A 12,225-nucleotide genomic window follows, 5' to 3' on the forward strand; every position below is an offset into this window, starting at 1 on the left:
CAGCTGCATTTTTAGCATCTGACCTTGCAAAATTCATAACGGGACAAACGATAGTAGTTGATGGAGGACAAATACTCCCCGAGTCGACTGAAGCTATGGAATTGCCAACCGAAGAATAAATTATAAATATTTCACTTAAGCCCCATGGGCAACTAGATGAGACGATGGGTTTGTCGACAAGAACTTAACAACCCCCGCCTGCCATATCCAAAAACGCTCTTTCCAAACCTAGAACACATCATGATCGCACCAGTTGTCCCTACGCTTTTCGAAAATTTGATCTATCGCATATATGTTCATTTATCGTGCAAAAAACAGGCTACAAAATGGTTTGCACCCACTTCTATTAGAGGCGGTTCCTCTTTTTTGCATTTTTCCATGACATACTTACACCTGGGGTTAAACCTACAACCCTCCGGAGGATTTGCCGGAGACGGCACATCTCCTTCAAGGATGATATGCTGACGTTGTCGTGCAGGATCTGGAACCGGTATTGCAGAAAGCAAAGCATGGGAATAGGGATGTAAGGGATTATCAAAAAACTCGACTTTTGACGTCATCTCAACCAATTTTCCCAAATACATCACCGCTATACGATCCGATATATGTCTTACCACGGCTAAATCATGGGAAATGAAAAGATACGTTAACTTCATTTCTTCCTGCAGATCCTTGAGCAAATTTAATATTTGGCTCCTGATGGAAACATCAAGAGCAGACACGGGTTCATCGCATACAACGAAATTAGGCTTTAAAGCTAAGGCACGAGCTATACCGATCCTCTGACGTTGTCCCCCCGAAAATTCATGAGGGTATCTGAATCTATGTTCCGGGAGCAATCCGCACCTCAATAAAACCTCAGATATGTAGTCGCCAAGCTCCTTTTTCGAACACAAGCCATAATACCGCACTGCCTCACCGACGATCTCGTTAACAGTCATGCGCGGATTTAAGCTACCATAAGGATCTTGAAAAATTATCTGCATTTTTTGCCTGACTTCACGGGGGTCATCGCGCAATTTATCCCTCACGTTTCCTCCCATGAAAAACACTTCTCCTTCGGTAGGATCAAGCAAATGCAGTATCGTTCTTCCCGTCGTAGTCTTGCCACACCCTGATTCTCCCACCAATCCCAAGGTTTCCTGATCATCGATATGAAAAGATACATCGTCAACGGCACGAACGTATCCCACGGTCCTTCTAAATACTCCTTTGCGAATTGGGAAGTATTGCTTCAAATTCTTGACCTCTAAGAAATGAGCTGTATGGGTCATTATGCACCACCCCCGATCGAGTCAGATTCATAGAGAAAACACCTGACCATGCGTCCATTACCCAGAGTGTACAACGGAGGTGCCTCTTCAGAGCATCTAGAAAATACCTTGTCACAGCGATTATGAAAACGGCATCCCCTTGGGAATTCAAAGGGACTTGGGACGAAGCCGGGAATTACATGCAGCTTATCGACATCCTTGTCAATCCGCGGAATGGACGCGAGCAAACCTTGCGTATAAGGATGTAATGGCTCGTAAAATAGCGGCTCGACGGGAGCTTCTTCGACTATTAATCCCGCATACATTACAACAACGCGCTGGGCCATCTCTGCTACTACGCCTAAATCATGCGTAATTAGCATTATGGCAGTATTGAACCCCCTTTGCAGCTCGTTCATTAAATCTAAGATTTGGGCTTGAATGGTAACGTCCAAAGCAGTGGTAGGTTCATCGGCGATCAATAATTCAGGCCTACAAACCAAAGCCATTGCGATCATGGCCCTTTGACGCTGTCCTCCCGAAAGCTGATGAGGATACTCATCAACTCTTTGCTCTGGGTCGGGAATTCCAACAACTTGAAGCATTTCTACGGCCTTTGCCCTGGCATCCTTGCTGCTCATGTTTTGGTGGATTATCAATGGTTCCATTATCTGAAATCCTATCGTCAATACCGGATTCAAGCTGGTCATTGGTTCTTGAAATATCATTGAAATTTTGTTTCCCCTTATTTGGCGCATTCTGTCTTCAGTAGCTTCGGTGAGGTCTTCACCTTTGAAAATAATTTTACCTCCGGCTATTCTTCCAGCAGGCTTCGGTAGCAGTCTCATCACCGATAAGGCAGTTACGCTTTTACCACACCCCGACTCCCCCACCACCCCTAAGGTTTCACCGTGGCCAATATGTAAGGTCACCCCTTCTACCGCCTTCACGAGACCTCTATCAGTGTCGAAATAAGTCTTAAGATCTTTAATCTCTAGCAGATTCAATGACCTCACCTACCTTTTTAGCCTTACGTCCAAAGCGTCTCGCAAGCCGTCTCCTAAGAAGTTAAAGGCAAGCACCGTATACATAATTGCCAAGCCAGGGAATATGGCCCACCACCATTTGCCAATGCTCAAATATTTTTGTCCCTCAGAAATCATAAGGCCCCAACTGGGAGTAGGAGGCTGGGCACCGAACCCTAAAAACGCTAAACCCGCTTCCGTCATTATGATACCGCCCATGCCCAATGTGGCCTGAACTATGACTGGGGCAATTGCATTGGGAAGAATGTGTTTAAAGATTATCTTTCTTCTTGGCAACCCGAGGGCTTTAGCCGCTTCTACAAATTCCCTATCTCGCAGAGACATGAATTGTGCTCTGACGACCCTTGCTATTCCTACCCAGTTAACCAGCCCAATGGCAATGTAAACAATTCTTAAGCTAGGGCTTTGGAAAACTGCTATAACGGCTAACACGAAGAGCAAGAAAGGGAAAGCAAAAACGACATTTATTAACCACGATATCAAATCATCGACCACCCCTCCTATGTAACCCGCCATTGCACCCAAGGGCACACCTATGATCAAAGAAACGATGGAAGCAAATATTCCTATCTGCAGGGAAATCCTCGCGCCATATATGATACGGCTTAAAATATCGCGGCCATATATATCAGTGCCCATTAGATGCTTCAAGCTTGGGGGAGCGAGCCTCGCTTCTTTGCCTTCTTTCCATATAAGCTGCTCAAAAGGATCATAAGGAACTATCAATGGCGCAAATATTGCAATAACGATAATAGATATGGCCATGATCAGTCCTACCAGGGCGAGTTTATTTCTCTTGAACCTGAGCCATGCTTCATACCATAGGCCGCCAATTTTACTCTTCTTCGTCATGCTTGGATCACCCTTAATCATAACGAATTCTGGGATCTATAAACCCGTAAGAAATATCTACGATCAAATTGGCGACTAAAAATATAATAGCCATGAATATAACCGTTCCTCTTATCATCGGAAAATCTCTAGCAATAAGGGCTTCGACGGCCAATCTACCCACTCCAGGCCACGCAAAAATGGTTTCCGTTAAAACAGCGCCAGAAAGCAGCTCGGCAACTTGGGTTCCAACTATGGTCACGACGGGGATTAAAGCATTCTTCAAGGCGTGCCTCATAACTACTATCCTCTCGTGCAAACCCTTTGCCCTTGCGGTACGAATGTAATCTTGCGTCAATACCTCGAGCATACATGACCTGGTCAATCTCGCTATCAAGGCAGCAGGCCTTACGCCCAGCGTTATAACGGGCAGGACGTAATAGCGCCAATCGCCTGGAACATACCCCACCCCCGGGATCAAATGAAGCGTGTAAGCAAATATTAAAAGGAGCAACAAACCCACCCAAAACACAGGCGCACTTATGCCCGATATTGCGATGAACATGGCCGAATAATCGAAGATTGAATACTGTTTTACAGCAGAAACAATTCCGGCTAGTATACCTAAAACCGATGCCAACACCATGGCCCAGAATGCTAGTTTCAATGTGGCTTTAAAACGGGTGAGCAAGGCATCTACAACTTTCTCATTATTCCTGTAAGAGATACCTAAATCGCCCTTTACCAAATCCTTTAGAAATCTAACGTACTGTTTATGAATGGGAAGATCCAAGCCAAGGTCTGCTCTAATTCTCGCCAACGTCTCAGGATCGCCCCTTTGTCCCATCATGAGTCTTGCGGGATCGCCGGGCACGATAGCCATCAATATGAAAACAATGGTTACAACACCCCATATAACAGGGACCGCGTATAATAACTTTCTTACTATGTAAGAAAACATTGATTTGCCTCCTGTACTTCCGTAGAAGTGGGCGGATTTTCCCGCCCACTTCTACTTCGCATTCATTCTTCGATCCATACCGTATCTAGTGGCGTGCTGTAATCTCCAAAAGCTGGAAGGTGAACATTTTTCAACCGTTCTTGGGCGAGTAAACTGGTAGTATAGTGAAAAAGGAACAACCACGGAGCATCATCCACGATCATCTGCTCGGCTTCCTGATAAAGCTTCATCCTTTCATCCCAATCCGTCTCAACTCTTGCTGTAGCAAGCAGTTCATCGACTTTCGGATTGCTGTAAAAGGAATAATTTCCCCTAGAGCCATGGTTAGAAGAATGTAACAACACGTAAAGGAAGTTGTCCGGGTCGGCATAATCGGCCACCCATCCCATGCGGAACATTTCAGTTTCGCCACGTTCACATAAATCTAAATGTACACCCCAATCCAACACCTTAATGTTAATGTTAATCCCTAGATCTTTTAACTGCGCTTGGATGGCCTCGGATATGAGGGTATGGCGAGGATCGTTATTGACGTTAAAGTCTACGGTTATGCCATCGGGATAACCGGATTCGGCAAGGAGCTGCTTTGCCTTTTCAGGATTGTACTCGTAACCCTTGAGGTCAGGGTTGTAACCGGGCATGCCGGGAGGAAGAACTCCTTTGGCAGGGTAATAACGTCCGTGTATGACAAGCTCGTTTATAGCTTCCCTGTCTACGGCATAGTTAAAGGCCTGTCTGAGCTTCAAATTATCCTTGAAGGGAGGTTTGGAGTTGTTAAAACCGTAATAATAGGTCCCAAGTTCAGGCCGTTCTTGTAACATGTGGGAGTAAGTGGCTTTAATTTCCTCATAGTATTCATCCGGAGGAGCTGGTAGAACATCTATATTTCCTTTTTTAAATTCTTCGTAAGCTATTGTGTTATCTGGTATTATAAGGATTTCTACGCTATCCAGATAGGGAAGCTGCCTTCCCTCCTTGTCCTTTTTCCAATAGTCGGGGTTTTTCTTGTAGACCAGCCTTTGATCATGATCCCAGCGTTCCAATATAAAGGCGCCCGTCCCAACTGGATGGAAATTAAACTCCTTTCCCCATTTTTCAGCGTCCTCTTTAGGCACGACGACGAAAGTGTTGTAAGCTAACACGCTTAAGAATGGAGAAAATGGGTAATCCAGCTCGAATTGCAAGGTATAGTCATCTACGACTTTGATGCCGACCCATTCATCGGCTTTGCCATCCACGAAGTCTTGATATCCCTTTACCATGTCTATGAAGTAAGCTCTAGGGGAGTTAATCTTTATTAACCTTTCGAAGGAGTACTTCCAATCCTGAGCTTTAACTTCCCGGCCGCCGTTTTCCGTCGGTTTTCCTAAAGCTTCTTTGTGAAATTTAACGCCCTTCCTCAAATGAAACGTCCAACTTTTACCGTCGTGGCCGGCCTCCCAGCTCTCAGCCAATCGGGGTACGATACTTTTCCCATCGGGATCGTTTTCGACCAGCATGTCAAACATGAGGTACACATTTCTTGAAGAAGTCGTATCGGTTGACATTGCGGGATCCAGCTTCGGAGGATCACTTACCTCGCGCCACCTTAACACACCTCCATATTTCGGCTCCTGACTCATTGCCTGATGCACACCAAAAACCATGGGAAGACACACTGCTAACACTAAAAACAACCCAAACAGCTTTCTCAAACCACTTCGCCACCTTTCATTTGTATTTCTTTAATTGTATTTCTTTAATCCTTCTATTTATATTGATTATATTGACTCTTTAGTCTTTTTCTGGTTTTGTCAAATCATCGAACTCAACTTTCTCCTTTTGCAGATCCCCATGACGAGAGACCTTGACGCGCACAAAGCGAGCATCACTGAATTTTGTTTCGATGACTCGCTCCATCTTGGTCCTAGAAACGGGCCAATACCTGACGCCTATCGTTGTGGTATTTTCAAATAAAGATTTAATCGCCCCGTCTAATTTACCCGCTTCTACCAAAAGTCGGAGGACAAAAACGGGCCTGTTCTTCTTACCAATTCCCTGAAGCAGATGGACCTCCTTTGTCTCCTCCTGCAATTTCGTAAGGGCAAATCCGATTTCCTCTCCAGTTATATCGTCTAAGGTCGTCTCCACCAAGACCATCTCTTCAAAGTCCTCTTCATTCGCAATGGTCGCCCTTAAGACGTTAGCTATATCCAGATCTTTGCTTCCCGTCCCGTATCCTACCTTACAAGGTACCATTGAAGGCAGCGCCTTGCTGAAATTTGCCGAAGCTGCTAGTAAGGCTACGCCAGTGGGAGTCGCAAGTTCCGCCTCGATTTCATTCCCAATTAAAGGTATGCCCTTTTTGTAAGCGATGGCCGTCACAGCGGGAACGGGCACAGGCAACAACCCGTGACAGGTCTTAACTACGCCACTTCCGACGCATATGGAAGTTGACAAAACCTTATTCTCCTCGAGGTTTTCAAGAAGCATGAAGTAACCCAGACAATCTAATATTGTGTCAAAGCTTCCTGCTTCGTGAAGGTGAACTTCTTCGGGCTCCTCACCATGCACTTCGGCTTCTGCTTCCAGCAAGTAATCGAGCGCCTCACTTGCTTTTTCATAAGCCCAGGTTGAAGCCTCTACAGTCTTTGAGGTAATTGCCAATATTTCTTTCATTTCGTGACCATGCCTCGAATGGACATGTTCATCTAATTCTATGTCTATCTTCGTGGCCATTATGCCCTTCTTTTTTACCCTTTCTCGTTTGATCTTGACACTCGCAACACCTTCTATGCCCGTCACGGAGCTAAAACGCTCTAGCAAAGAAAAATCGGCGCCTAGATCTACCAAGGCACTTAAAAGCATGTCTCCGCTCACTCCTGATAAATGGGGCTCAAATATTATCATGCTCCTTGCCTCCTTAATTAGACGATCCATCTCGCCGCCCTTGTATCCTTCTAAATCAATTACAGCAAAATAAAAGACCTGATTTTATAAAAATTCCTTTATATCATATATTATGGACTATGCTCTTTTTATTCTAGGATCGAAACATCGGGAAGTCACCTGTTTGAAGTCCAGAAACTACTAGTATTCCTCAACTTGGACAACTTGCTCTAAGACTTCTTGTTTTAATATGGTCCCATAGGAAATTTTTTTCGCCAAACATTGAGAAGAAGGTTTCTCCCAAAAGGGAAGGTTAAATTCGCGTGCTAAAGTTCCTATATCTTCTTTTCTAAATCCTGCTTCCTTTACGCAAATATCACCAAATTTATTATGTGATGGTTAATCTTTAAGGCCTTTGCCACCATGAGAGAAGGCCATTTGAACACTCTAGTAAATCTCCCCCTAACAACGCAGGAATTGCATCAAAATTTATTATATTTTATTTATTATACTTTTTCCTGACTTTGTCAGTCAATCTCCTGAAATCCGCAGAACTGTGGGATTGTCAAAAGAAAAAGCTGCAGGATTGTTCCTACATGTTAGTCGGGGGATTTTAACATCTGGTCCAGATGGCCGGAATTTAAGGCAATACCATATTTTGCCTTGCCGTCTTTATGGCAAAACTCTACTTGGGGACAGATATTTGATATCTTTCAGCTAAAATTGGCATTTTAATGATTGGTCATGACATTCAATCACTCAGCACAAAAAATCATTTTTAACTTTTTAAAAAAGCTCTGCCAAGGGCATCTGCACCCAACATAGCATTGACGACCATGGATGGTGTCACTTTAAAAGGCATGTTTGCCATGGTCGTTCCTTCTGCACAAGCGGCTTCCGCCGCCGGCAGGAGTTTTTCAAAGCTTGCACCGGCAAGACCCAATTGTTTTAATGTGACCGGCAGTCCAATGGAACACGCAAAATCAAGCACTTCATATATAGTATCCGGATCTGCGTCCTGAAGGACAAGTTGTGTCAATGTTCCAAATGACACTTTCTCTCCATGGTAGAATTGATGCGTTTCTTCCAATACAGTAAGACCGTCATGTACGGCGTGAGCAGCGGCAAGTCCGCTGCTTTCAAATCCCATACCCGATAGCAATGTATTGGCCTCCACGATCTTTTCCAGAGCAGGAGTTATAGCATGAGCTTCGCAAGCGATCTTGGCATCTAACCCATATTCGAGGAGAAGGTCGTAACATAATTTTGCCAAAGCTAAAGCAGCAGACGTGCCTTCGCCTCCAGGCATATTGGGAGCTTTCGTAAAATTACATGCTTCTGCCTCAAACCAAGTCGCTAAAGCATCTCCCATGCCGGAAACCAACAATCTCGTCGGGGCTTTGGCTATGATATCTGTATCTACTAAAACTAAATTTGGATTACTGGGAAGGACAAAGTATCTGTCGAACACGCCATCTGACGTATAAATTACAGACAGAGCGCTACAAGGTGCATCAGTAGCGGCTATAGTGGGTATTGTAGCTACAGGAACTTTTAAATACTCAGCAACAGCTTTGGCCGTATCAAGCGCCTTGCCACCCCCAACGCCGATGAGAACATCGGCACCTTCTGCACACAGAAGCAGTCTTATATCCTTTTTTAAAATGCTATAACACTGCACCTTTTAAATCGGGATGGGGGTTTGGTATAAATGAGATATCAACAAGCAAACCCTTGTCAATAATCACTTCTTTTGCAGCCGTAAGGGCAGTTTTTACCTCTGAAATATCTCCTCCCATAGAGAAGAAGGATTTGGCTCCCATCCCTCTGCCCAATCGGATTTCAATCAGCAAAATCTTAGCCGCTTTAGCAGCTGTATCTGCGGCTTCGATAATACAAGGTGCCGCCATGGCTTCAACTACACCGAGGGCTCCCATCTCGCTTACCTCCGTAGTGCATGCTAAGGCAGGAAACACGGAAGGGTGAACGTTAGGAAGCAACATCTCATCGGTCAACATCTCGTCTGCTACCTGTCTTCCAGCATTAAGGGCGTTTTTGACGGCACCGACATGCCCCCATACGACTATCAAATACTTTCCAGGACATATCGGTGAGGCATGAAAAAGTTTGACGTTAGCGGAAATTAAAGACAAACTTTCTCGGATCATGAAGGCCTTTATCCGAGAACTGATAAAGGCTTACTTCGAGCTTGCAAATGAGGCCATATTAAAGGACAAAACGTCTCGAAAGGAAAGAGGGTTAGTCGTAGAAAGAAGAAGCGACAAAAGAAGCGTTTATACCATCTTTGGGGATATATCTTTCAAGAGGACCTATTATTACGACAAAAAGCGAAACGCGTACATCTACCCCCTGGACAAAGCATTAGGATTGGATAAATACGAAAGGCTGACTGAAGCAGTGGCCATAAAGCTGGTAGAAACGGCAGGCCAGGTAAAGAAAAAAGACCAAGAAGGTGAGAATGCGGACAAAAGACACAAATTCACCTTGAACCTGGAGGAGATCTTAGGTCCCGTTGCAAGCGAGCTTGGAAGCATAACGGTACTTAAAACGGGAAAGGTGACGCCCTTATACACGACCTTAAAGGGCATATGTCATGGCGGGTTTGATTTTTAACTGACCTAAAAGACGTTGCCCCTTAGGACACATTGGGGAGTGGTTCATGGAAATCCTACAAAAACTTGACGCGGTCCTCGTTTTCAGTTGACATTTATTACTATATCTAGTATGATTAGTTGTAGTAATAAATTAATAAGGTTGTATTTATATAACCTCCGAGTCAATGGTTCTAAGGGTAATTGCCTATGAACGTTGACCGATAGGATTCTCTATGTAATATTTTCTGCGGATACATTGGTATGTCCATTGATCTAACAGTGCAAATCGACCTCAGGAGGTGGTGAAGAATAGCATAAAGTCGCGAAGTAAAGATAATCGGCCGGCAATTTGACGACTGCTGCTCGTCGGAAAGATGTTCAAAAATATCAAGAGGAGTGAATAGAAATGAAAAAATCGTTCAATTGGGAGCAACTTATGGAGTGGGAAAAGAAGTACTTCTTAAATCCTCTTTTAACAGCAGAAGAAGTGCCAATTGCAAGAAAAATAGCCGAAAAGGTAGATCAGCATTTCATTTATCTATCCGATGGCACTAAGCTATTAGACATGGTAAGCGGATATTATAGCTGCAATGCAGGGTTAAAACACCCAAAGATATCCCAGGCAATAAGAGAAGCAACTGAGGACTTTGGCTATGTAGGTGAAGTTTGTTTTGCCAATCCATATACGCCAATAGCCGCAAAGACCTTAGTAGAGGATATCCTTGGCCCTGATGAATGGTGCGGCGGCGTACGTTTCGTTTCTACTGGAAGCGAAGCAGTTGAAATGGCCTTACAAGTTGCAAAATTATATACTAATCGCCCAAACATCATTACCAGACAATGGGCTTATCATGGTTGGACCTTGGGGTCGGGCGCATGTTCTCGCCTTCGCTCTGTTGCCCGCTATCTTAGCTCAGCAACTGAACCAGGATATAGACCTTTACCGGGAGCAGATGTGCCTGGGGTTTATGTAGTTCCGGGACATAATTGCTATAGATGTAGCTTAGGACATAAATACCCAGATTGCAAGGATAAGGGCGATGGCACTCTACCCTGCGTTACCCTTACCGAGAGCATGATCCTAAGTATAGGCGCAGAAAGCATCGCCGCTATGATTACAGAAATAGCTTACGGTGCCAGCAATATCGCACCAGCACCAGAGTATTATCCTCAGTTAGTGAAAATGCTTAAAAAATATGGAATACTATGGATCGACGATGAGGTGCTCTGCGGATTTGGTAGACTCGGTACGTGGTTTGGCTACCAGAAATACGGTGGAGGAGCAAAGCCTGATATAATGACAATGGCTAAGGGCTTGATAAGCTCACAGCTTCCTTGTGGTGGTGTTGCGGTAAACAAAGAGATAGCCAAGCTATTAAATGCACATCGGTGGACATCAGTTCCCACCTTCTCAGAGCATCCGGTCGTGATGGCAGCGCTTGTAGCTAATCTAGCGGTACTCGTCGAGGAAAAGGTCATCGAAAATTCCGCCAAAATCGGTGAATATATAGGCAAAAAACTGGCTGAACTCCAAGAAAAACATAAATGTGTCGGGTACTTTTCTGGCAGTGGATGTCTGTGGAATGTAGAATTGGTCAAAAATAAAGAAAAACGTGAGCCCTTTGTCGCAGAAGACAGAGGTGCGATTTTAGGCCACAATATTGCAAATTGGCCTGTCAACATAATCGGGGCCAAAGCTTTAGAGAAAGGCGTGTTGTTTGAGGGGTTCCAACCCAATTGCGTGAATATTTCTCCAAATTGCACCATTACTCCTGACTTAATAGATATTGCTATGGATGCTTTAGATTACGGCTTAGCGGAACTTGATAAAATGTGTGATTAATATTAAGCTAGGGCAGGTCAAAACAGTTTCAGATCGCGTAAAATATTTGTAGGAGATTTTCAGAGGTAAAAAAGAAAGGGACCCTCCTTTATGAGTTTTTGTAACACCAAAAATTCATAAAGGAGGGTCCCAACTCGAACAAGGATATTTTACTACAGAAGCACCAAACTTCATCAAGGAGTTGCTTGAAGACCGCGTCAATCGGTGTTGTTGGTTAGATCGAAACTAAGTAGTATAATAATATTATGGAGAAAAGATGAATGATCGAATTAGATATATGGTTGTATGGTTCTTTAGCGAAATACACTGGAGAAGATAAAGGGAGTTATGCTCAACTTCGGTGGAAGATGCCCGATGGAACTAGGGTACGCGATCTGCTTAAAAGACGAGGGAATTGGTTGATGAAAGAAAATATAAGAAAGAAGGACCCTTATTTTTGCCCATCGTCGTCTTGGCGATAGGCTTAATGGCCATATCAAGTTTTTTGGCAAGCTCTTCACGTTTTGGTAGAGGAATGCTATTATATTTATAGTAAAGGAATCAAGTGGGGGATTGTAAAAAAAAGGGGGGTTCTCCAGTGTCAAGCATTACCTCCGATATGGTGATTGATGACTTATTAGCCCGGTACGAAAGAAATCCACGCTTTTTGCTACAAGTGCTTCTGGATGTGCAAGATAGATTCCGCTATATACCAACAAGTGCGATGCGTTCAATAGCCGAGTATTTCGATATACCTGAAAGCCGGGTCTTTGCCGTGGCCACGTTCTATAAAGCACTAAGTTTGACCCCAAAGGGAGAAAAGATCATA

Annotated in this window: 12 protein-coding genes and 1 pseudogene; 5 read left to right on the top strand and 8 right to left on the bottom strand. The window is 44.1% G+C overall.

Annotated features, from left to right (window positions below):
- Nucleotides 1-119 (top strand): SDR family oxidoreductase (locus Q7P41_RS12680; protein ID WP_369693125.1); only part of this gene is annotated, 119 nt, incomplete at its 5' end.
- Between the two features lie 177 nt (nt 120-296).
- On the opposite strand, the gene Q7P41_RS01975 is transcribed toward Q7P41_RS12680, so the two are convergent.
- The 8 genes from Q7P41_RS01975 to Q7P41_RS02010 all read right to left on the bottom strand — a co-directional run bounded on the left by Q7P41_RS01975 (nt 297) and on the right by Q7P41_RS02010 (nt 9,127).
- Nucleotides 297-1,274 (bottom strand): ABC transporter ATP-binding protein, encoded by a 978-nt coding sequence (locus tag Q7P41_RS01975; RefSeq protein ID WP_303881730.1) that lies wholly within the window; start codon nt 1,272-1,274, stop codon nt 297-299.
- Nucleotides 1,274-2,260 (bottom strand): ABC transporter ATP-binding protein, encoded by a 987-nt coding sequence (locus Q7P41_RS01980; RefSeq protein WP_303881731.1) that lies wholly within the window; start codon nt 2,258-2,260, stop codon nt 1,274-1,276. The genes Q7P41_RS01975 and Q7P41_RS01980 overlap by 1 nt, the downstream gene beginning before the upstream one ends.
- Nucleotides 2,261-2,269: 9 nt before the next feature.
- Nucleotides 2,270-3,151: an ABC transporter permease gene (locus tag Q7P41_RS01985; RefSeq protein WP_303881733.1), complete on the bottom strand. Its 882-nt coding sequence runs from the start codon at nt 3,149-3,151 to the stop codon at nt 2,270-2,272.
- A 13-nt stretch (nt 3,152-3,164) separates the two neighbouring features.
- Nucleotides 3,165-4,091, bottom strand: a complete 927-nt coding sequence (locus Q7P41_RS01990) for an ABC transporter permease (protein WP_303881734.1) — start codon at nt 4,089-4,091, stop codon at nt 3,165-3,167.
- A gap of 62 nt (nt 4,092-4,153) precedes the next feature.
- Entirely contained in the window at nt 4,154-5,785 is a 1,632-nt protein-coding gene (locus Q7P41_RS01995) for an ABC transporter substrate-binding protein (protein WP_303881735.1), read from the bottom strand.
- Nucleotides 5,786-5,864: 79 nt separating this feature from the next.
- Nucleotides 5,865-6,980: a nickel pincer cofactor biosynthesis protein LarC gene (gene larC / locus Q7P41_RS02000; RefSeq protein ID WP_303881736.1), complete on the bottom strand. Its 1,116-nt coding sequence runs from the start codon at nt 6,978-6,980 to the stop codon at nt 5,865-5,867.
- A gap of 757 nt (nt 6,981-7,737) precedes the next feature.
- Nucleotides 7,738-8,640, bottom strand: coding sequence for a glycerol dehydrogenase (locus Q7P41_RS02005; protein WP_303881737.1), 903 nt, complete (start codon nt 8,638-8,640; stop codon nt 7,738-7,740).
- Nucleotides 8,627-9,127, bottom strand: coding sequence for a BMC domain-containing protein (locus Q7P41_RS02010; protein WP_303881739.1), 501 nt, complete (start codon nt 9,125-9,127; stop codon nt 8,627-8,629). The genes Q7P41_RS02005 and Q7P41_RS02010 overlap by 14 nt, the downstream gene beginning before the upstream one ends.
- Here Q7P41_RS02010 and Q7P41_RS02015 point away from each other — a divergent pair.
- The 4 genes and pseudogenes from Q7P41_RS02015 to Q7P41_RS02030 form a co-directional block, all read left to right on the top strand.
- A pseudogene (locus Q7P41_RS02015) lies at nt 9,090-9,593 on the top strand (UPF0236 family transposase-like protein); the annotation flags it as partial. The gene Q7P41_RS02010 and the pseudogene Q7P41_RS02015 sit on opposite strands and share 38 nt — an antisense overlap.
- 387 nt (nt 9,594-9,980) lie before the next feature.
- Nucleotides 9,981-11,417 carry an aspartate aminotransferase family protein gene (locus Q7P41_RS02020; RefSeq protein WP_303881740.1) on the top strand — a complete coding sequence of 479 codons (1,437 nt, stop codon included), beginning with the start codon at nt 9,981-9,983 and terminating at the stop codon, nt 11,415-11,417.
- Nucleotides 11,418-11,677: 260 nt separating this feature from the next.
- A complete protein-coding gene (locus Q7P41_RS02025; protein WP_303881742.1) occupies nt 11,678-11,878 on the top strand; it encodes a hypothetical protein in 201 nt (66 codons plus the stop codon).
- 116 nt (nt 11,879-11,994) lie between these two features.
- Nucleotides 11,995-12,225: NAD(P)H-dependent oxidoreductase subunit E (locus tag Q7P41_RS02030; RefSeq protein ID WP_303881743.1), on the top strand; the 231-nt coding region annotated here is incomplete at its 3' end.

This window comes from Acetomicrobium mobile (assembly GCF_937920065.1).